The organism is Pedobacter sp., assembly GCF_039594775.1.
Lineage (GTDB): Bacteria > Bacteroidota > Bacteroidia > Sphingobacteriales > Sphingobacteriaceae > Pedobacter.
This window is the reverse complement of the sequence record NZ_JBCNMT010000003.1, coordinates 82,667-103,607: the sequence shown is the minus strand read 5'-3', so window position 1 is coordinate 103,607 and position 20,941 is coordinate 82,667. Positions and strand designations below refer to the sequence as shown.

Genomic DNA, 20,941 nt, shown 5'->3' with positions numbered 1-20,941 from the left:
TAAGAAATTCTCAGACATCAATTCCCTAACCTGATGAGGTTCAGATTTTAGCTGCAACTAGCTTTTTTGTTCTGTTTTGAAACCTAATGAACAATAGGATAGAGGCCGTTAATAAGCCAAAAGTAAGTCCATACCAAATACCTTCAACCCCCATTTTCAATTCTATTCCTAAAACATAGCCTACAGGAATTCCAATTACCCAATAAGATAGGAAAGTGATAAAGGTAGGCACATTTACGTCACCAATCCCCCTTAAAACGCCCAAGCCCACTACTTGCGTACCATCGAACAATTGAAAAAAGCCAGCCAATATGAGCAGCTGGGCAGCTATGGCAATCACAGTTTGATCGCTGGTATATATGTAAGGCAGGTAGTTATTGGCCAACATAAATATCAATGCGGTAAACGACATAAATACAATTACAATATGATAACTGGCAATGGCCGAAAACCTTAACGGACCAAAATTCCTGCTTCCAAAATTATTTCCCGTTTTAATAGTGGCTGCATTGGCAATTCCGGTAGCAAGCATATAGGTAAAAGCAGCCAATGATAAAGCGGTAAAATGGGCGGCTTGCTCTACCTTACCAATACTGCCAATTAAAATCCCAGCACCACTAAATGCACTGATTTCAAAAGAGTATTGCAACGCCACTGGCGCACCTAACTTGATAATCTTTTTAATTCTTCCAAAATCAAAAGAGAATAATTTGAATTCTGTTAAATAAGCTTTAAAGTGCTTTGAGTTAAACACATAAGCTCCCATGGCAATGGCCATCAAAATACGGTCAATCAAAGTACTTAGCCCCACACCGCTTACACCCATGGGTGTGATACCAAACATCCCTTTCACAAAGATGATTCCCAAAATGACATTGACCAAATTGCCCCAAATAGAAATCAACATGGCTTGTTTAGTAAAGCCAAGACCTTCAGTAAATTGCTTAAATACCTGAAAAATCATTAAAGGGAAAATAGATACCCCCATGAACATCAAATATGGTTTTGCATGCATCACCACATCTGGTGATTGTTTAAGATGGTCAATCACAAAGTAATAAACCACTAGCACCAAACTATACAGTACAACACTCGCAATTAAATTGATCAATAAACTATTGGAAATCAGCCTACCACACTCCACTTTGTTTCCACCACCATTAGCTTGTGCAATTAGGGGAGTTAAGCCATATGAAATTCCCAAACCCAATACCAAAATCAGCATGAAAAGACTGTTAACCAAAGAAACAGCCGCTAATTGTACGGTTCCGGCAAAATGCCCCACAATCATACCATCAGCCATGTGCACCAAGGTATGCCCCAATTGTGATAGTACAATAGGCATAGCTAAAGCTAGATTATCCTTATAATAAGATTTGTATTGGGCAAACGAATAAGTGAACATAGGCCGCAAAATTCGGAATTTTAAACGGGATTATTCTCTTGTAAACGTCAAACTAGAATTTAGTCAACAGACAAACATATCAGCTAAAACCTACTGTTTTCTGCTTTTAAATCTGCCATGACATAGTACTCCTCCTTTTCGGTAATATGGGGCAATATTACGCCAGATAGAATAAGGTTAACGATAATTTTTTGCGCTTTGCGATAGGCACTTCTGGTCAATTTGCTAAATTCCTTAAGCGTGATGCGGCCATTGGCATCAAGGTACTCTAATAGTAATTTTTCTTGTTCAGAATAGGCAATGAACGTACCTTCCTCATGGTTATCTTTTTTTAATACATCGATCAAAATTTTGCTGGCTAACACTGTTTTATCCTGCACCCTAAAATAAACCCACCATTTGCCCTGTTCATCTAAGGCATAATGAGGTTTTAGGTCGCTCTTTGGAATTTCAGCCACCAACACCAATTTATCATCTACCAAATACTCATCAAAACGAGGTTCAATAGCAGGTTTACAAAACTGGTGCGCAGCCTTGGTAATCATGTATTTTTCTTCCTCTTCAGCTTTTACACCTTTAATAGAGCCATCATCGGCCACACCAATCAATAAACGTCCACCCTGATTATTGGCAAAAGCGACCAATGTTTTGGCAATTTTTTCGCAATTACTAATGGTCTTTTTAAAATCTAAGTTAACGTTTTCGCCTTCAAGGATCAATCTTTTAATATTCATTTCAGACCATTTTAATAGTGTGCAAATCAGAACAACTTTACACCTTAATACTTTACAACTTTCAACTAAATAGCTACTCTTTGTTTTTCTCCCGGAAACTTAATCCTCAAATACACTTCGTTCATTACCGTTGCACAAAGTTCACCCTGTTTATTGTAAAGCTCCATGGGATAGGCTTTTACAAACTTCCCATATTCGTTCAGTGCATTTTCAGCCTCAGCAATCATCTCATCAGTTATTTTCAAGGTGAAATACAAACTAGTAAGTCCAGGTTTGACGTATTGAATAGAGGCACTTTTTAGCCAAACCCTACATTTATAACCTTTACGCTGCATCAATTGATCAAATAAAATAGCATAAAACGGGTCAGTGGCGGCATAAATAGTTCCACCAAAAATAGACCCATTATAATTCCTATTTAAAAAACTATTGCTGATTTTCACATCAACCCCTCTAAATCCCTTATGGAATTTTTTCACCCAGATACGCTGAAACAACAATGGTGGATATAAACTTAGTGCCCATTTCAGGGTTCTTTCCGAAACAATCATGATAGCTAAATATCAACATTTGTGGCCAAGTAAAAAAGATTTGTGCAAAACTTAACCTGAGCGTAACTTTTCCTTACAGATATACAGGCAGTACCTCGTTAAAAAACCTATTCGATCAGGTTAAAATAAAATCTGCACATCTGTGGCTTTTTTGATTATTGATGCTATATTTTGTAACATTTCTGACGTGTCCAAAACTTTTCCACAATGGCACCTAAAGTGTAGCTTATTTTGCTAAATTCGCAAGGTTATAATAAAACGTATAATCTTGTGTTCAGCGATAAGCGATGGGCGTAAAAAAACGCTTAACGTATTACGCAAAACGCAAAACATAAAAATTTATGGCAGAAGATTTAGAAAATCAAGAGAACGATAAGATTATCCCCATCAATATAGATGAGCAGATGCGTACTGCTTACATCGACTATTCGATGTCGGTAATTGTGAGTAGGGCATTACCTGATGTGCGTGACGGTTTAAAACCAGTGCACCGTAGGGTACTTTATGGAATGTTGGACCTAGGTGTAGGCGCCGGCAAACCATACAAAAAATCAGCACGTATTGTAGGTGAAGTACTAGGTAAGTATCACCCTCACGGCGATTCATCTGTATATATGACCATGGTACGTATGGCCCAACCTTGGAGCTTACGTTACATGATGGTTGACGGACAAGGTAACTACGGTTCCGTAGATGGCGACTCTCCGGCGGCGATGCGTTATACCGAGGCCCGTTTCCAAAAAATTGCGGAAGAAATGCTGGCCGATATCAACAAGGATACGGTAGATTTCCAAAACAACTTTGACGACTCGCTAGAAGAGCCAACGGTATTGCCTTCAAAAGTGCCAAACTTGTTGATCAATGGATCTTCGGGCATTGCGGTGGGTATGGCCACCAACATGGCACCACATAACCTTACTGAAACCATCAATGCTACGATTTCATATATCGACAATAGAGAAATAACGATTGCTGAATTGATGAAATTCATTAAGGCCCCTGATTTCCCAACCGGGGCCATCATATATGGCTACTCGGGCGTACAGGAAGCTTTTGAAACAGGTAGAGGTCGTATTGTAATGCGTGCCAAAGCCGAAATTGAAAGCAATAAAGATCGCGAAAGCATTATTGTTACTGAAATACCTTATCTGGTAAATAAAGCGCAAATGATTGAGCGTACCGCTGAATTGATTGGTGAGAAAAAAATCGAAGGTATTTCAAACATTAAAGACGAATCCAATAAAGATGGTATCCGTATTGTTTACGAAATCAAGAGAGATGCCAATGCCAATATTGTATTAAACAATTTATTTAAGCAAACTGCGCTACAAAGCTCATTTAGTGTAAATAATATTGCATTGGTTAATGGTCGTCCTCAGTTATTAAATCTTAAAGATCTTATCCATCATTTTGTAGAACACAGACATGATGTGATTATCCGCAGAACACGTTTTGAATTGGCAGAAGCCGAAAAACGTGCTCATATTTTAGAAGGTTTATTGATTGCTTTAGACCATATTGAAGAAGTTATCAAATTGATTCGCGCATCAAGTACTCCTGATGAAGCGAGAACAGGATTGATGGAAACCTTTGGCTTAACCGACATTCAAGCTCGTGCCATTTTAGACATGACTTTACGTAGGTTAACAGGACTAGAGCGCGATAAAATCAAAGAGGAATATGCTGAGTTGATGAAAACCATCGAGTACTTGAAATCTGTATTGGCAGATGAGAGTCTACGTATGAAAATCATCAAAGATGAGCTAACTGAAATGCGTGATAAATACGGCGATGAGCGTAGAACTACTATTGTTCATTCGGCCGAAGATATGAGCATGGAAGACTTTATTGAAGACGAAGAAGTGGTGATTACCATTTCCCATGAAGGCTATATCAAACGTACACCAGCTACCGAATATCGTACACAAAGCAGGGGAGGCAAGGGCTCTAAAGGAAGCGATTCGAGGAATGAAGACTTTATTGAGCATTTATTAATTGCTACCAACCACAACTACATGCTATTCTTTACTGAAGCGGGTAGATGTTTCTGGTTGAGGGTTTACGAAATTCCAGAAGGTACCCGTCAAAGCAAGGGACGTGCCCTACAAAACATCATCAATATTCCTAAGGAAGAAAAAGTGAAGGCCTATATCAAGGTGAAAAACTTAAAAGACCAGGAATATTTAGAGAACAACTATATTATTATGTGTACCAAAAAAGGTACCATTAAGAAAACCTCTCTAGAAGCTTATTCTCGTCCACGTGTAAACGGTATCAACGCCATTAATATCAACGAAGGTGATCAGCTATTGGAAGCAAGCTTAACTACAGGCAGCAGTGAAATAGTAATGGCATTACGTTCAGGCAGAGCAATTCGCTTTAACGAAAGCACTGTTAGACCAATGGGTAGAACAGCAACCGGTGTACGCGGGGTAACCTTAGCTCACGACAAGGATGAAGTAGTAGGTATGATTGCCATTGATAGCCCTGATGCTACCGTATTGGTGGTTTCTGAAAAAGGATACGGAAAACGTACTGATATTGAAGACTACAGGGTAACCAACCGTGGTGGTAAAGGTGTTAAAACCATTAGCATTACCGAAAAAACGGGTGATTTGGTAGCCATCAAAAATGTGACCGATGCTGATGACCTCATGATCATCAATAAATCAGGTATCGTGATTAGAATTGCCGTAAGCGAATTGAGAGTAATGGGTAGAGCCACTCAAGGAGTACGTCTGATTACTTTAAAAGGAAGTGATGAAATCGCCTCTGTTGCCAGAATTGACCATGAAGATGAAGAAGAGGAAAATGAAGAATTGACAACCGGCGAAAACCAAAACGGAGAGGGTGAAGTAAGCGATGATAGCAATAATAATACCTCAGAAAATTAAAATAATTGAATAATTTTAAACCGAAATCCATCACGATTGTTAAAAAATCAGTAATATCGTGATGGGTTTTCCCGTTAAAGAACAATAATTTATAATTACATGAAAAAATTAATTTTAAGCGTAGGCGTCATGAGTTTATCAATATTTGCCTATGCCCAAAAATCTGAAGTTGCTGAAGCAAAAAAATCATGGGATCTGTTCCAAGCAATGAATCAGGCACAAAGTCTTCAAAAGAATTTGGATAATTTAAATAAAGGCTTAGCCCATACAGATGCAGCTATCGCTAACGAGAAAACCAAAAACATGGTAGAACCATGGTCTTACAGAGCTTCAATGGCTTCTGCCATTGCTTTATTGGACACGCTTAGTGAAGCAAATTCAACTGCTAAACAAAAAATTGCTGAAGAAGCAATTCTAAAAGCAGAAGAACTGGATAAAAAAGGTGATCAAAAGGATGCAATAGCCAATGCAAAAATCAACATCACCAATGCTATACAGTCAAGAGGCATCAGAGCCTATAATAAAAAAGATTACGCGACTGCTTTTAAAGTTTTTACTGAAATTACAGAAAGGAACCCAACAGATACTTCAATGTATTTAAATGCTGGTGTGGCTGCAAAACAAGCTAAAAACTATGCTGGAGCAGTTAAAAACTTCAAAAAAGTAGTTGAACTTAATGGCCCAGACTCAAAAAATCTTTTATTGGAGGCAATAAACATTGAGTTAGTAAACTTAAAAGATACTACTGCCGGCATGGCAACAATTGACCAAGCCTTGAAAAAATTTCCAGATGACCCTGATTTTGTAGGTACTCAAACAGATATCTATATCGTTAGAGGTGAAATCGAAAAATCTCAAGAGTCATTAGGTAAATTAATAGCTAAAGACCCTAGCAAAGCAATTTATCATTTCCTATTAGGTGAAACCTACTACAAGCAAGCGCTTAATGTGCAAGCGGAAAGACAAAAAATAGATGCCAAAAAAGTAAAGGAGTATAATGCCTTAACCGCTAAAATGACCGGTCTAATTGAAAAATCATTACCTTTCTATAAAAAGGCTTATGAATTAGACCCTAAAGCAACACACACTTTAGAAGCATTAAAGCAAATTTATGCATTTAAGAATGACACTAAGAGCTACGAAGAAACTAAAAAACTCTTAGATGCTCTTCAACAAAAACAATAATATAACTGAATAATGCAGTTAAAAAGGGAGATAATTAAACTTTATCTCCCTTTTTTAGTTACTTTGTGTAAAGCTTTTTTAACCGATGCAAAAATTACTGTTCAACATACTTGCGCTGCTGTTACTTAGCCATTCGGCATTTTCACAAGGTTCCCAAATTAAAATAGCCAATAACAGCTTAGCAAAACTACAAAATAGCATAGCCCAAAAAGCCGATGCAAAAAAACAATTGACCATCATAGGAGAGGGGATAAAAGCAATTGACCTGGCTGAGAAAGATAAAAAAACTAAAAACTGGCCAGAAACATGGGCCATCAAGGCATACCTAAGCTCATACATCGCATTAATTGATGAAAACGAAGTAAATGCTGACAAATACTTTCAATCTGCCCAAGATGCCTTAGCTCAGGCTATTAAACTAGATAAATTTCAGTCCAATACTGAATTAATCAATGCTGCAGACCATAATATCCATGTTAAAAGATTGCGCAAGGGCACAGAAGCTTTCCAACAGAATGACTTCGCCGGAGCTTACGACTTACTTAAAAATGTAAGTGATTTTATGCCGACCGATACTTTATTGGCTACCAACGTAGCTATTTGCGCACAAAACCTACAACAGTATAACGACGCACTTTCATATTATATTAAAGCAAAAGAAAAGGGGGCAAAAAACCCAGCCTTGTTCCAAAGTATTGCAAACATTTATGCTTCCAAATTTGAAACAGAATTAGCCGTCAAAACCCTAGAGGAAGGCCTTATGCTAAATGCTTACCATCCATTATTGACCAATGACTACATTAATTTACTGCTAGATACCGAGCAATACGATAAGGCCACTAGAGCTATAGAAACTTCCTTAAAAACCGATAAAAGGAGTAAATTATTATTTTTCCTATATGGCTATTTACAGCAAAATCAAGCCAAGAATATTGCTACAGCTGAATTATCGTATCAAAAAGCACTAGAGGTGGATTATAATTATTTTGATGCGCTTTATCAATTAGCTCTGGCATACATTCAGAATGCTAATCAAGCCTTGGCACAAAAAGACACCAAGAGATTTACAGCAAATATCAATCGTGCCGAATATTCATTATTAAGGGCTCATGATATCAATATCAATCATAAAAACACTATCAAACTCTTAATAGACATTTACACCCGTAAAAACAGACTCGATAAAGTACAGGAACTCAAACGTAAACTTAACGAGTTTTAAATAGTCCTGTATTTCTCTAAAAGTATAAAAAATGAAGGTTGGAGAGAGGTTTAAAATTTACAAGTTAACATAACGTAAATTATATAACAAATATATCTGATATGAATACTTCCCAAAATGAATAATTATTATTCCTAAATTAGCAGCAATTTCTAACCCAATAAAACAAGTATATACAAATGAAAAATATCGCTGTGATTGGCTCAGGCACTATGGGAAATGGTATTGCACATACCTTTGCACAATTTGGTTATACCGTAAATTTAATTGATATCAATGCCGATGCCCTAAAAAAAGCCATTGACACTATTAGTAAAAATTTAGACCGTCAAGTTGCTAAAGGCTCACTTACAGAAACCGACAAAGAAAACACGCTAAAAAATTTAAGCACGCATACAGATTTGAAATCTGCAGTGGCCAATGTAGATTTAGTGGTTGAAGCTGCGACAGAAAATATAGACTTGAAACTTAAAATATTTAAGGATTTAGACGCGTTTACCAAGCCAGAAACCATTTTGGCTACCAATACATCTTCCATTTCTATCACACAAATTGCTGCCGTAACCAACCGTGGCGACAAAGTAATTGGCATGCACTTCATGAATCCAGTGCCTATCATGAAACTGGTTGAAGTCATTCGCGGTTATGCAACTAGTGATATAACTACAAAACTAGTTATGGAATTATCGCAAAAACTAGATAAAGTTCCTGTTGAGGTGAACGATTATCCTGGTTTTGTGGCCAACCGTATCCTGATGCCCATGATCAATGAGGCCATTTATTCGCTTTACGAAGGCGTTGCTGGCGTTTATGAAATCGATACGGTGATGAAATTGGGAATGGCGCACCCTATGGGGCCGCTGCAATTGGCCGATTTTATTGGATTAGATGTATGTTTGGCCATTTTGAATGTACTGCACCAAGGTTTCGGAAATCCAAAATATGCCCCCTGCCCTCTTCTGGTAAACATGGTTACCGCTGGTAAAAAGGGCGTTAAAAGTGGCGAAGGCTTCTACGACTATAGCAACGGCATTAAAGAAGCCAAAGTTGCTGCTAAATTTAGCTAAGTCAATCATTAGAAGCGCAAAAACACGGCATTAAAATACCGATAGTCCTACCATTCGCTATACTTCGCCTTTTATAAACTCAAGGCTTTGTATTCGCTACTGGCAGGACTATTTTATTTAGGTCCATGCAACATCATACCCAAATAAAAACCTACAAAAAAGCTATATTTGTTCCATGAATGAAAATCTTGACCCTTCTTCAGAGAATTTAAGCCCAACTGAACGCGATATTGAAAAAGTATTGCGCCCACAGGAGTTTGAAGACTTTACGGGACAGGATAAAATTCTAGAAAACCTTCGGATTTTCGTAAAAGCAGCCAAATTACGTGGCGAAGCCTTAGACCATGTATTACTACATGGCCCTCCAGGACTTGGAAAAACCACCTTATCACATATCATCGCCAACGAAATGGGTGTAAATATTAAGGTAACTTCTGGCCCGGTGCTAGATAAACCTGGAGATTTGGCCGGGCTTCTAACTAATTTAGACAGTGGCGATATCCTTTTCATCGACGAAATCCATCGCCTTTCTCCTTTGGTAGAAGAATACCTTTATTCGGCCATGGAGGATTTTAAGATTGACATTATGCTGGAAAGTGGCCCTAATGCTCGTTCAGTACAAATAGGACTCAATCCGTTTACTTTAGTGGGTGCCACTACTCGATCAGGTTTACTTACTGCGCCTCTAAGAGCTCGTTTCGGAATCAATTCCCGCTTGGCTTATTACGACGCCAAACTACTAACTACCATTGTATTACGTTCATCCGCTATACTCAATACGCCTATTAGCGAAGAAGGTGCTTATGAAATTGCCCGTCGTAGCCGAGGTACCCCTCGTATTGCCAATGCCCTACTACGCCGTACCCGTGATTTTGCCCAAATTAAAGGCAACGGTAAAATCGATACCGAAATTGCCCGCTATGCTCTATCAGCACTCAATGTAGATGAGCATGGTTTGGATGAAATGGACAATAAGATTCTGTTAGCCATTATCGACAAGTTTAAAGGTGGTCCTGTCGGCTTAAAAACCATTGCTACTGCCGTTGGAGAAGATGACGGAACCATTGAAGAAGTGTATGAACCTTTCTTGATTCAAGAAGGCTATTTGATGCGTACAGCCCGTGGTCGTGAAGTGACCGAAGCTGCTTACAAACATTTGAACCGAGTAAAATTAGGGCAAACGGGAAAATTGTTTTAAATTGGGTAAAAACCAATTAAGAAATTTTTCATGAAGTTTTTACGCTCCCTCATTATCCTTACTTTTCTTTTTAAATTTTCCCATGCTCAATTAAACCGTTACGAGATCATAGGTGATGTTAAAAATATCCCTGCAAAAATGGTTTACCTAAGGATAAACAAAACAAATCCTGTTGACCAAAAGATGTATCGGGCCATCATAGATTCTTCCACAATAGACAGTGGTAAGTTTATCCTAAATAGAGATACCAATATTATTGACCCACGGACCTCTACTTCGATTGATTACTGGGATACCATCAATAAAAGATATGTAAGCCTTTATTTCCAAAATCCGTATAGCAAACAAAAACATTCGAATTTCATACTAGAAAACGCAAAAATCCACATAGCTGGCAACTTAATTGATAAAAATGGTATTAAAGTCGAAGGAAGTAAAGAAACTGATTTCTATTTCAAATACATCAAAAGCCTGTATACATTTCCTGACACAAATGCGATAGAAAAGAAGATTGTACAATTCACAAAATCAAACAATAAGGCAGCATTAGAGTTAGCCTTGACAGAAAAAAAGGATAGTATTGACATCTTCAAAAAACGCATCAAAGAAATAATTATCAACAACCCATCTAATTATTTATCTCTAAGCTTTCTCGAACAAAAATCAGTATATTTTTCTGCCAAAGAGTTAAAAGAATTAAGATCTGTAATTGGCGAAAACTATATAAATACCGATGTGGCATCAAAATTAGATGCCTTTATTAGACATATTGATAAATTGGAACTTGGAGAGGAATTTCCAAGCTTTAGCTATTTTGATGAATTAGGAAAAGCTTACTCCCTTGAAGAAGTTAAAGGTAACCGAGGAACACTAGTAATGTTTTGGGGAAGCTGGTGCGAGCCATTTAGAACAGAGATATCTAACTTAAAAAACTTATACCAGCTTTATCGTGAACAAGGAGTAAATTTTGTGGGCATCTCTACAGACCATGATATCAGCAAGTGGCGACAAGCGCTCGAAGCCGAAAAAATGCCATGGACAAATCTTTCAAATTTACCCGGCGACCATAAAGAAATTATAAAACGTTATCATTTGGATAATGCACCATTGATGTTTTTGCTAGATAAAGATGGAAAGATATTAATGAAATATGAGGCCAATGTTTCACAGGTTAAAAATGCATTGTTGAAACTTTAGAATCCTGACACTAACATTCCCGTCTAAACCTGATTGTTTAATGTCATTCAGAGCGAAGCCAAGAGTCTGTATTTCGAGGATTCCTCGTTCCTCAGCATAACAGCAGAGTTTAAACATAATTTATTTTCCAAAAACAATCCATAACCCTTTATTGATTAACTTGATATACCTTTTTAATAGTCTCATTTATTAATGGTAAATTAAGGTCTGGTAAACATTCAGTTTGCTTTTTTGTTCATTATACATATGAATATAGAATTACGTAAGCTCACTATTGAAGATTACAACGACCTCAAAGAATCCATGCAACAAGCCTATTTAGATAGTGGCAATGGCGTATGGAGCAGAGCAAAAATAAACGACTTATTAAAAATTTTCCCTGAAGGACAACTATGCATCGCTGTTGACGGTAAAGTAGTGGCTTGTTCATTATCTATTATCGTAGACTACGATATATTTGGCGATAACCATACCTACGAAAAAATTACGGGAAAATACACTTTTTCCACCCATACGCCACAGGGCAATGTACTTTACGGAATAGAAGTTTTCGTTCATCCCGAATATCGGGGTTTACGATTGGCCAGACGTTTATATGAAGCCAGAAAAGAACTTTGCGAACTGCTCAATTTGGAAAGCATTATTGCGGGCGGTAGGCTACCTGGGTATCACGAATATGCAGATCGTTTAACACCCCGTCAGTACATTGACAAGGTAAAAGCAAAGGAAATTTACGACCCAACCTTGAGTTTCCAAATTTCCAATGATTTTCACGTGCGTAAGGTTTTGAAAAATTACTTGCCTGGCGATCTGGAATCGAAAGAATATGCGACATTGATTGAATGGAACAATATCTATTATCATGATAATGTTTCACCCCGATCGGCCAAAACCATTAGGCTTGGTTTGGTGCAGTGGCAAATGCGTTTGTTTAATGATTTGGATGCTTTTTATGAACAGGTAGAATTTTTTGTGGATGCGGTAAGTGGCTACCAATCGGACTTTATCATGTTCCCAGAGTTTTTCAACACCCCTCTCCTACAACCTTACAATCATTTGCCTGAGCAAGAAGCCATGAAAAAACTGGCAGACAAAACAGAGGAAATTGTGCAGCGACTACAGGAATATGCCGTTTCCTACAATGTGAATATCATTGCTGGGAGCATGCCTATAAAAGAAAATGGCAAATTGTATAATGCCACTTACCTATGTCACCGGAACGGCCTGACGGAAGATTATCGGAAAATACACATTACGCCTAACGAGAAAAAATACTACGGCATGAGTGGTGGCGATAAAATTGGCGTGTTTGATACAGACTGTGGCAAAGTAGGCATTTTGATTTGTTACGATGTAGAATTTCCGGAGCTAAGTCGTATTTATGCCGATCAAGGAATGCAAATTTTGTTTGTGCCATTTTTAACCGATACACAAAATGGCTACACTCGTGTACGACATTGTGCGCAGGCCAGAGCCATCGAAAATGAATGTTATGTGGCCATTGCTGGTTGTGTGGGCAATTTGCCCAAAGTGAACAATATGGATATCCAGTTTGCGCAATCGGCAGTGTTTACCCCCTCAGATTTTGCATTTCCAACCAATGCCATCAAGGCCGAAACTACGCCCAATACAGAAATGATGCTAATGGTAGACGTTGATTTACATCTGCTGGATGAACTGCACCATTTTGGTACGGTGAAAATTTTGAAAGACAGAAGAACTGATTTATACGAAGTAAAGCTGCTAAAATAAGCAGCTTTACACTCAAAATAGAAATGATTGGTACTCTATTTTGTCACATTATTTCTAAAAAAGATAAACCAAACAATTAGCAAAACCACTACTACAATTGGAATGATCCATTTCATGGCTTGACCTGCTCCCGCGTTGTCAGGCTCATTTACCGTAGGTGCAGGTTTTGGATTTTCTTTATGAGCATCATAATTAGTTTCCACGTCGTGCGTGACATGTTTATGTTCGTTTTCGGTATTTTCTGTCTGATTTTCCATAACTCGAGATTTAAATTTAGCAGTATCTATCAATAATTTTCATTGTTACTATCTAAACAATTAACCTTAGTAAAAGGTTTGTGGGCCAAATGGCTATCTTTGCAAAGCGATGTTCAACCAGGCCAGTAAATACAGTAACATGATCAAGCAAGAAGCCCTTCGTTTAGGCTTCATGTCTTGTGGTATTGCAAAGGCCGAATTTCTGGAAGAAGAAGCTCCAAGATTGGAAAATTGGCTCAAAAATAACCATCACGGTGAAATGGGCTATATGGAAAACTACTTTGATAAGCGCTTAGATCCTAGATTGTTGGTAGAAGGTGCTAAATCAATTGTATCGCTAACATTGAATTACTATTCAAAAGAGAAGCAGCTCGACGAATATGCTCCAAAAATATCCAAATATGCCTATGGCATGGATTATCATTCTGTAATCAAAGAAAAGCTACAGGTGTTGATGCATTTTATCCGTGAAAACATTGGCGAAGTAGACGGGCGTTGTTTTGTAGACTCGGCTCCAGTAATGGATAAAGCCTGGGCTCAAAAAGCTGGTTTAGGTTGGCGAGGTAAAAACTCCAATTTAATCAGTAAGCAAGCAGGTTCATTTTTCTTTCTGGCAGAGCTGATTATTGACTTGGATTTAGAATACGACAACCCCTTTCCTACTGACCATTGTGGTTCCTGTACCCGTTGTATCGATGCATGCCCTACCGGTGCTATTATAGCCCCCTATACCGTTGACGGCAGCAAATGTATCTCTTACCTCACCATTGAGCTTAAAAATGAAATTCCTAACGAGTTTAAAGGGAAAATGGACAATTGGATGTTTGGCTGTGATGTCTGCCAAGACGTTTGCCCTTGGAACAGATTTGCCACTGTTCACAATGAAGAGAATTTTAAACCCAAAGAAGAATTGTTGGGATTAAGCAAAAGCGAATTGGTTGACATGACAGATGAAGTATTTAAGAAGGTTTTCAAAAACTCGCCTGTTAAGCGTACTAAGTTTGCTGGTTTAAAACGTAACATTGATTTTTTAAAGCAATCATGAAAAGATTTTCATTAATACTCATTTGTCTGACTATTGGCTTAGGAACATTTGCCCAAGAGCTAAAACTGAAGCGGCGTAAATCTGATGCATTAACAGGAAGTCAATTTTCGAAGTTAATTGCCGATACCAACTTAAGCCTTTCTGTACGTGAGGAAATGATCTGGCAGGAAATTAAAAATGGAAATGTTCCTTCGTTTTTAAGAAAATTATCACCTATAGAAATAAATAAAGTAATCAACACAAAAACTTATAAATTAATTATATATACGATTCCAGATTATCTTTCCATTGGCTCCGATACCAATTACTTCTACATACCTACCACCCCAATGCTAGCACAGCGCATTGCCAACTTAACCCACACCCTATTGCCTACCAAAACCATGGTAGACGAGATTTATGCACAAGCAGTAATTAAATTAGAACCGCAGCCTATTCCTCCTAGCAAGGCAATGATCAACGTACCCGTATTCATCGCCCATCAAGAAATGATCTTAAAGCAACTGCAAGCCTTGGGAAACAATTACAAGCAAGGTAATTTAACCGCTGGAAATAAAAAGGACATCATCATTTCCAATAAAATATACGGACAAGCTACCCCCAGAGTGGTAATTTACGGATGGCATAAGCTGGATGGCAAAGCCATACAACCTGTTTACAATAAACACACCAATACCTGGGCCGATTACAGCCATGGCGTACGTTTGATTAGCGACATTGGCTATCTTAATGGAAAAAAGATAAAACTTTCCGGCATCCTAAAAGACCCAATTCTTCATGAATTGCTAAGCGATGAAGGAGTAATCACGGAAGCAAAATATCCGATAGATTAGACAGTATAAGTTATAAATAACCTATTTCAGATTGTTAGGTTTGCTCACATATTTATTTCCCTTAAGGTAAAACCTAAAAGGCCACAAAGCATGTTCCTGTGCGTAGGCTACACCTATACGGGTAGTAGCCACTATTTCATCTTCCCCGCATAAATTATCACTATCTTCAATCCAAATTTCATTGGCAGATAGGTCTTTAGCATTAAGTTGTTTATCAATCCCTAAAGCTTGCGACAATGCTCCTGGACCCGCTGTGATACGCGGAGCCAATTTTTCCATTCTTCTCCTCTCCAACATCAGTTCAACACCTTCTGTCGGTTCTATGGCTCTAATCAACACCGCTTGCGGATTTCCTACCATACCACTCACTACATTTAATAAATGATGAATACCATAGCACAGGTATACATAAGTTACGCCACCCGCTAAATACATGGTTGCTGTTCTATTGGTATTTCTTCCTCCATAGGCGTGGCAGGCTTTATCAACCACACCGTCGTAAGCTTCAGTTTCGGTAATGATTCCACCAGTAAGCTGCGCATCAATATTGGTGAACAGCATTTTACCAATCAACTGCCTAGCCACCTCAACCACATTTTCATTTCGGTAAAACGAAACAGGTAATTTAGCCATTGATAAATCTTAATATTTCCTTTAGGTATATAGCATCAATATCATCAAAATGAGATAGATATTCACTATCAACATCTAAAACCCCAACAATTTGACCATCGAGATAAAAAGGCAGCACAATCTCCGACTTAGACGCAGAAGCACAGGCAATGTGTCCAGGAAACTCATCAACATTTGGCACCACAAGCACCTCTTCCTTTTGCCAAGAAGCACCACAAACACCCTTTCCTTTCTTAATGCGCGTACAAGCTACCGGGCCTTGAAATGGTCCCAATACCAGTTCATCGTTCTTAACTAAATAAAAACCTACCCAAAACCAGCTGAACTGTTCTTTTAGTGCAGCACAAACATTGGCCAAGTTGGCAATTAAATCATCTTCACCTTCAACAAGCGCTTTAATTTGCGGAATAATAGATTGATACTTTTCTTCTTTCGAAGCTGTTTTTAAAATGGTTAAATCTTCTGCCATAGCACAAATTTAATCATTAAAAAACGGGACACATCAACAGAAATATAAAAATGGAAATGAAATGAGATTAGCGCAAAGTTTTTCGACCATACACTCCGTAAGCCAACAAGCCAAGAAAAGGGAATATCACCACAATATTTGTCCAAGCAATTTTATGTTGCCTCTTTTTTGTATTAACAGTACGTTGAGCTATATCCTTTACTGCCCAAACAGATAGCCCCATCCAAAGCAGAATGACAGCGATTAAAATAAAACCTAAAGCGTTCATTCTATAAATCTAGATAAAAACTCCACAAAATACAACTATTCAACATCTGTAGTTTGGGTAAAACAATTTCCTTAGTTTTGACCGATTAGAACTTAACTAACAACACAATGAATAAAAAAAGCTTATTAATTACTTTACTTCTCATTGGTGGTTTGAGCCATTTGGGCTACAAACTACGTGATGAAGGAATGTTTCCTTTGAGCGAAATCAGCAAATTAAACCTGAAGAAAGCTGGTTTAAAAATTGACCAAAATGAAGTATATAATCCCAACGGCATCAGCTTAGTAGATGCACTGGTTAACGTTGGCGGATGCACGGGATCATTTGTATCAGACGAAGGATTAATCATCACTAATCACCACTGTGCCTTTAGCGCTGTGCAACTGGCAAGCACTCCTGAAAACGACTATTTGAACAAAGGCTTTGTAGCCAGAACACGTGAACAAGAAATTGAGGCAAAAGGTTTAACATGCCGTATTACAGACAGCTATGAAGATGTATCAGACAGAATTTTAGGGTCGGTAGCCAATATTGACAATCCAGCGACCCGCCTGCAGATGATCAATAACCAAATGAAAAACATTGCAGCAGAAGCAGAACAAAAAGACCCAAGCATTAAAGCCGAAGTATCGGAAATGTTCATCGGCAAGACTTATGTGTTGTTCAGGTATAAAACCATTCAGGATGTAAGATTGGTTTATGTACCCAACCGTCAGATTGGTGAGTTTGGTGGAGAAACTGATAACTGGGTATGGCCTCGCCACACAGGGGATTACTCTTTCATGAGAGCTTATGTAGGCAAAGATGGCAAACCAGCGAAATATAGCAAGGACAATGTACCATTTACACCTAAAAAATCATTAAAGGTTAATGCTAGCGGCACTAACGAAGAAGATTTCGTATTTATCTTGGGCTATCCAGGCAGAACTTTCCGTCATCGCCCTGCACAGTTTATCGACTATCAAGCCAAATATGTATTGCCTTACACTTCAGACTTATATGATTTCCAAAACATGACCATGGAAAACGTAGGCAAAAAGGACAAAGCTACCGAAATCAGATTAGCGACACGTATTAAGCGCAACGCCAACGTAATGAAGAACTATCGTGGCAAACTAACGGGAATAAAAGGAATTGACCTTGTTGCTAAAAAACAAGAAGAAGATGCTGCTTTGGCTGAGTTTATTAATAGCAACAGCGACGTAAAGGCGCAATATGGAAATTTAATGGCCAACATTGACCAACTTTACAAAATCATTAATGGCGATGCCAATAGAGATTTATGGTTGAGCCAAATCTATACCTCTACCAGCCTATTGAATGTTGCAAAGAACATCAACATCTTCAAAAGCAACCTTAATCAGCAACCAGCGGCTCAAAAACAAAGTTATTTCGAGAATAATATCGGCAAGCTAAAACAGATCCTAAGCACCATTTACGAAGCTTACGATATTGATGTCGACAGACGTATTTTCAAGCGAATGATGATGGACGCCGTGGCTTTCACACCAAATCAAAGAGTGACCGCCATCGACAAAATCACAAATCGTGGAAGCAGCAATGAGGCAATGGCCAACGATTACATTAATGACGCCTTCGGATTAACAAAGCTAAAAGATCAGGATTACGTATTTAACAGCCTCCTAAAATCTCCAAAGGCCTTAACCGACTACAATGATGGCCTACTGTTATTGGAGAGCGACATTGCCCGCCAAATAGCCGAATTAAAGCCAGAAAAAGATCGCAGGGATGGCTTATTGAACAAATTGATGGGCGATTATGTGAACGTGAAAGAAAAATTCTTAAAGAAAGGCTTTATTCCTGATGCGAACAGCACCCTGCGCCTAACTTACGGATATGTACGCGGCTACTCTCCTGTTGATGCTACTTACATGGCGCCATACACCACCATTAAAGGAATATTAGAAAAAGGAGCTACCGGAAATCCTGACTTTTACTATCCAAATATCATTAAGGAGTTATGGAACAAAAAAGACTTTGGTCCTTTCGCCAAGAAAGAACTGAATGATGTTCCCGTTGCTTTCCTTTACAACATGGACACTACTGGCGGAAATTCGGGCTCGCCGATCATGAATGCTAATGGCGAATTGATTGGGGTAAATTTTGACCGTGCTTACGGCGCCACCATCAACGACTACGCTTGGAACGAAAGCTACAGCCGCTCCATAGGTGTAGACATTAGATACGTATTATGGGCAGCATCCAAAATAGACAAGGCCGATTTTCTACTCAAAGAAATGGGCGTTAAGCTCTAGCCTAGATCAAGCAACCGCAGTGCTCGATGATTTCAGAATTACAAATGGATTGATTGAGCACTGCCAATGCCAAACACATTACACAAAATTAAAATCGAAAAAGAACAATGAGAATCATAGCAGAACTACCGCATCCACAATGCAAAATCAGCATCTTCAGCATGAACCAAAAATTCATCGTGAAGTTTGAGCAGGGACCTTATGAACAGAGCTACAAAATCTCGGAATTAGACCTCACCGGAGGAGGGGTAAACGAAGTATTCCAAATTATAGACGAGGAGTTCATCGAGACCGTAGTGGAGCGCTTCAAGGCAATGAGAGGTGATTTTGTAGCCGCTTATCAAAGGCAACAGTAAGCCTCTATTTAAAAATTATAACTATCTATAAAAAAGACACTTAAATATTAAAACAGAATTTTATTCTGCATTTTAAGCATTTTTACGCTTCTTCATCAGACCATATAAAAACAAAAACTTTAATTATATAAATTTAAAAATACTGATTTACAATAATTTAAAATATACAACAAAATATAATTCCGCAATCAAAAAACGCCAAATAAATGCAAAGTTTGGCTAAAAAAGCTTCAGTTCCCGCTATCTACTATCCCACATAAAAATTTACTTTCTGCAGCACTAAAAGTGCTGTTTTACATTACCTTTGTTTCCTCAAGAAAATTTTCATGGCAAACAAAAGAAACGCTGGTGTATTCTTTATACTAGTAACTATCCTCTTCGACTGTATCGGTTTTGGGATTATTATTCCCATTATGCCCGCCCTTATTAAAGAGCTTACCGGGGCAACACTTAGTGAAGCGTCTGAGTATGGCGGATTTTTACTTACCGTATATTCCTTAATGATGTTTATATGTTCTCCTATCCTTGGCGCCTTGAGCGACAAGACTGGTCGTAGAACAGTGTTGCTGATTTCTTTATTTGGCATGGCCATCGATTATTTCTTCTTGGCATTTGCTCACACCATCTCCTTGCTTTTTCTTGGACGTATTATCGCAGGGATATGCGGGGCGAGTATTACAACCGCCTCTGCTTACATTGCTGATGTAAGTACCCCTGAAAAAAGGGCGCAAAACTTTGGATTAATTGGTGCTGCATTTGGTTTAGGCTTTATCATAGGCCCTGTAATTGGCGGCGTATTTAGTCAGTTTGGAACAAGGGTGCCTTTCATGATTGCTGGTGGACTTTCATTGATCAACTGGCTATATGGCTATTTCATCCTTCCAGAATCTTTAAAGAAAGAAAACAGACGCAAATTTGAATGGAAAAGGGCCAACCCTGTAGGCGCCTTAATGCAAATTAAACGCTATCCTTCTTTATTGGGGTTGTTAGCTGCGCTACTTATTTTATTCATTGCAGCACAATCTACCCAAACAGTTTGGTCATTTTACACGCAAGAGAAATTTCACTGGAACGAAACTTGGATTGGTTATTCACTGGGCTTTGTAGGCTTAACAGTTGCCATTGTACAAGGCGGGCTGATCCGTATCATCATTCCAAAATTTGGACAGAAAAAATCCATCATGTTTGGCCTATGTCTATATGTATTAGGTTTCATGCTTTTTGCATTCGCCAGCAAAGGGTGGATGATGTTCGCGTTTATGGTACCTTATGCCCTAGCTGGAATTACCGGTCCGGCAATACAAGGAATCATTTCCACCCAGGTGAAACCAGATGAACAAGGTGAACTTCAAGGAATCATGACCAGCTTCATGAGTTTAGCGAGCATTATAGGCCCATTATTAATGTCGTACCTTTTTGCACATTTTACCAGTAAGCAAAGTAGCATTTATTTTCCTGGAGCACCGTTTATGATGGGCGCTGTACTTACTTGCGTGTCCATTGTGATTTGCTATCAGAACTTGAAGAAACATCATTAATAAATGATTAAATGAACGAATGAGAGAATTAGTGAATTAGCTAATCGGAAAATGATTCAGC

Annotated in this window: 19 protein-coding genes; 12 read left to right on the top strand and 7 right to left on the bottom strand. The window is 38.4% G+C overall.

The window, feature by feature from the left end; all coding sequences use genetic code 11:
* Positions 1-40: 40 nt before the first annotated feature.
* The 3 genes from ABDV71_RS09905 to ABDV71_RS09895 form a co-directional block, all read right to left on the bottom strand.
* A complete protein-coding gene (locus ABDV71_RS09905; RefSeq protein WP_343532290.1) occupies positions 41-1,345 on the bottom strand; it encodes an MATE family efflux transporter in 1,305 nt (434 codons plus the stop codon).
* A 143-nt stretch (positions 1,346-1,488) separates the two neighbouring features.
* Positions 1,489-2,139 (bottom strand): ATP-binding protein, encoded by a 651-nt coding sequence (locus ABDV71_RS09900; RefSeq protein ID WP_343532289.1) that lies wholly within the window; start codon positions 2,137-2,139, stop codon positions 1,489-1,491.
* A gap of 65 nt (positions 2,140-2,204) precedes the next feature.
* Positions 2,205-2,690 carry a DUF4442 domain-containing protein gene (locus tag ABDV71_RS09895; RefSeq protein WP_343532288.1) on the bottom strand — a complete coding sequence of 162 codons (486 nt, stop codon included), beginning with the start codon at positions 2,688-2,690 and terminating at the stop codon, positions 2,205-2,207.
* A 341-nt stretch (positions 2,691-3,031) separates the two neighbouring features.
* Between ABDV71_RS09895 and gyrA the strand changes: the two genes are divergently transcribed.
* From gyrA to ABDV71_RS09860, 7 genes are all read left to right on the top strand, one after another.
* A complete protein-coding gene (gene gyrA / locus ABDV71_RS09890; protein ID WP_343532287.1) occupies positions 3,032-5,584 on the top strand; it encodes a DNA gyrase subunit A in 2,553 nt (850 codons plus the stop codon).
* 99 nt (positions 5,585-5,683) lie between these two features.
* Positions 5,684-6,769 carry a tetratricopeptide repeat protein gene (locus ABDV71_RS09885; protein WP_343532286.1) on the top strand — a complete coding sequence of 362 codons (1,086 nt, stop codon included), beginning with the start codon at positions 5,684-5,686 and terminating at the stop codon, positions 6,767-6,769.
* Between the two features lie 85 nt (positions 6,770-6,854).
* On the top strand, positions 6,855-7,991 hold the full coding sequence (locus ABDV71_RS09880) for a hypothetical protein (RefSeq protein ID WP_343532285.1): 1,137 nt from the start codon (positions 6,855-6,857) through the stop codon (positions 7,989-7,991).
* Positions 7,992-8,170: 179 nt separating this feature from the next.
* A complete protein-coding gene (locus ABDV71_RS09875; protein WP_343532284.1) occupies positions 8,171-9,058 on the top strand; it encodes a 3-hydroxybutyryl-CoA dehydrogenase in 888 nt (295 codons plus the stop codon).
* A 175-nt stretch (positions 9,059-9,233) separates the two neighbouring features.
* The gene (ruvB, locus tag ABDV71_RS09870; protein ID WP_113661260.1) at positions 9,234-10,256 is read left to right on the top strand and encodes a Holliday junction branch migration DNA helicase RuvB; all 1,023 of its coding nucleotides are present in this window, start codon (positions 9,234-9,236) and stop codon (positions 10,254-10,256) included.
* A gap of 30 nt (positions 10,257-10,286) precedes the next feature.
* On the top strand, positions 10,287-11,453 hold the full coding sequence (locus tag ABDV71_RS09865) for a TlpA disulfide reductase family protein (protein ID WP_343532283.1): 1,167 nt from the start codon (positions 10,287-10,289) through the stop codon (positions 11,451-11,453).
* 246 nt (positions 11,454-11,699) lie between these two features.
* Complete coding sequence (locus ABDV71_RS09860; RefSeq protein ID WP_343532282.1) at positions 11,700-13,205, top strand: bifunctional GNAT family N-acetyltransferase/carbon-nitrogen hydrolase family protein; 1,506 nt, start codon at positions 11,700-11,702, stop codon at positions 13,203-13,205.
* Between the two features lie 35 nt (positions 13,206-13,240).
* Here the strand turns inward: ABDV71_RS09860 and ABDV71_RS09855 are convergent, their stop codons facing one another.
* On the bottom strand, positions 13,241-13,462 hold the full coding sequence (locus ABDV71_RS09855; RefSeq protein ID WP_343532281.1) for a hypothetical protein: 222 nt from the start codon (positions 13,460-13,462) through the stop codon (positions 13,241-13,243).
* 109 nt (positions 13,463-13,571) lie between these two features.
* Between ABDV71_RS09855 and queG the strand changes: the two genes are divergently transcribed.
* Together queG and ABDV71_RS09845 are read left to right on the top strand one after the other, a co-directional pair.
* Positions 13,572-14,507: a tRNA epoxyqueuosine(34) reductase QueG gene (gene queG, locus ABDV71_RS09850; RefSeq protein ID WP_343532280.1), complete on the top strand. Its 936-nt coding sequence runs from the start codon at positions 13,572-13,574 to the stop codon at positions 14,505-14,507.
* The gene (locus ABDV71_RS09845; protein WP_343532279.1) at positions 14,504-15,340 is read left to right on the top strand and encodes a hypothetical protein; all 837 of its coding nucleotides are present in this window, start codon (positions 14,504-14,506) and stop codon (positions 15,338-15,340) included. The genes queG and ABDV71_RS09845 overlap by 4 nt, the downstream gene beginning before the upstream one ends.
* 21 nt (positions 15,341-15,361) lie before the next feature.
* Here ABDV71_RS09845 and ABDV71_RS09840 read toward each other — a convergent pair whose 3' ends face one another.
* From ABDV71_RS09840 to ABDV71_RS09830, 3 genes are all read right to left on the bottom strand, one after another.
* Positions 15,362-15,973, bottom strand: coding sequence for a DNA-3-methyladenine glycosylase (locus ABDV71_RS09840; RefSeq protein ID WP_343532278.1), 612 nt, complete (start codon positions 15,971-15,973; stop codon positions 15,362-15,364).
* Positions 15,966-16,442, bottom strand: coding sequence for a GAF domain-containing protein (locus tag ABDV71_RS09835; protein WP_343532277.1), 477 nt, complete (start codon positions 16,440-16,442; stop codon positions 15,966-15,968). Before ABDV71_RS09835 ends, ABDV71_RS09840 begins: the two co-directional genes overlap by 8 nt.
* Positions 16,443-16,509: 67 nt before the next feature.
* A complete protein-coding gene (locus tag ABDV71_RS09830) occupies positions 16,510-16,710 on the bottom strand; it encodes a PLDc N-terminal domain-containing protein (protein ID WP_343532276.1) in 201 nt (66 codons plus the stop codon).
* Positions 16,711-16,817: 107 nt separating this feature from the next.
* Between ABDV71_RS09830 and ABDV71_RS09825 the strand changes: the two genes are divergently transcribed.
* From ABDV71_RS09825 to ABDV71_RS09815, 3 genes are all read left to right on the top strand, one after another.
* The gene (locus tag ABDV71_RS09825; protein WP_343532275.1) at positions 16,818-18,986 is read left to right on the top strand and encodes a S46 family peptidase; all 2,169 of its coding nucleotides are present in this window, start codon (positions 16,818-16,820) and stop codon (positions 18,984-18,986) included.
* Positions 18,987-19,093: 107 nt separating this feature from the next.
* Entirely contained in the window at positions 19,094-19,342 is a 249-nt protein-coding gene (locus ABDV71_RS09820) for a hypothetical protein (RefSeq protein ID WP_343532274.1), read from the top strand.
* Positions 19,343-19,668: 326 nt separating this feature from the next.
* Entirely contained in the window at positions 19,669-20,880 is a 1,212-nt protein-coding gene (locus ABDV71_RS09815; RefSeq protein ID WP_343532273.1) for a TCR/Tet family MFS transporter, read from the top strand.
* Positions 20,881-20,941: the final 61 nt, after the last annotated feature.

Coding starts and splice junctions, on each gene's coding strand:
- ABDV71_RS09820 (WP_343532274.1), top strand. CDS start 19,094: ATGAGAATCATAGCAGAACTACCGCATCCACAATGCAAAATCAGCATC.
- queG (WP_343532280.1), top strand. CDS start 13,572: ATGTTCAACCAGGCCAGTAAATACAGTAACATGATCAAGCAAGAAGCC.
- ABDV71_RS09840 (WP_343532278.1), bottom strand. CDS start 15,973: ATGGCTAAATTACCTGTTTCGTTTTACCGAAATGAAAATGTGGTTGAG.
- ABDV71_RS09825 (WP_343532275.1), top strand. CDS start 16,818: ATGAATAAAAAAAGCTTATTAATTACTTTACTTCTCATTGGTGGTTTG.
- ABDV71_RS09875 (WP_343532284.1), top strand. CDS start 8,171: ATGAAAAATATCGCTGTGATTGGCTCAGGCACTATGGGAAATGGTATT.
- ABDV71_RS09845 (WP_343532279.1), top strand. CDS start 14,504: ATGAAAAGATTTTCATTAATACTCATTTGTCTGACTATTGGCTTAGGA.
- ABDV71_RS09815 (WP_343532273.1), top strand. CDS start 19,669: ATGGCAAACAAAAGAAACGCTGGTGTATTCTTTATACTAGTAACTATC.
- ABDV71_RS09835 (WP_343532277.1), bottom strand. CDS start 16,442: ATGGCAGAAGATTTAACCATTTTAAAAACAGCTTCGAAAGAAGAAAAG.
- ruvB (WP_113661260.1), top strand. CDS start 9,234: ATGAATGAAAATCTTGACCCTTCTTCAGAGAATTTAAGCCCAACTGAA.
- gyrA (WP_343532287.1), top strand. CDS start 3,032: ATGGCAGAAGATTTAGAAAATCAAGAGAACGATAAGATTATCCCCATC.
- ABDV71_RS09900 (WP_343532289.1), bottom strand. CDS start 2,139: ATGAATATTAAAAGATTGATCCTTGAAGGCGAAAACGTTAACTTAGAT.
- ABDV71_RS09860 (WP_343532282.1), top strand. CDS start 11,700: ATGAATATAGAATTACGTAAGCTCACTATTGAAGATTACAACGACCTC.
- ABDV71_RS09880 (WP_343532285.1), top strand. CDS start 6,855: ATGCAAAAATTACTGTTCAACATACTTGCGCTGCTGTTACTTAGCCAT.
- ABDV71_RS09895 (WP_343532288.1), bottom strand. CDS start 2,690: ATGATTGTTTCGGAAAGAACCCTGAAATGGGCACTAAGTTTATATCCA.
- ABDV71_RS09885 (WP_343532286.1), top strand. CDS start 5,684: ATGAAAAAATTAATTTTAAGCGTAGGCGTCATGAGTTTATCAATATTT.
- ABDV71_RS09855 (WP_343532281.1), bottom strand. CDS start 13,462: ATGGAAAATCAGACAGAAAATACCGAAAACGAACATAAACATGTCACG.
- ABDV71_RS09865 (WP_343532283.1), top strand. CDS start 10,287: ATGAAGTTTTTACGCTCCCTCATTATCCTTACTTTTCTTTTTAAATTT.
- ABDV71_RS09830 (WP_343532276.1), bottom strand. CDS start 16,710: ATGAACGCTTTAGGTTTTATTTTAATCGCTGTCATTCTGCTTTGGATG.
- ABDV71_RS09905 (WP_343532290.1), bottom strand. CDS start 1,345: ATGCCTATTGTACTATCACAATTGGGGCATACCTTGGTGCACATGGCT.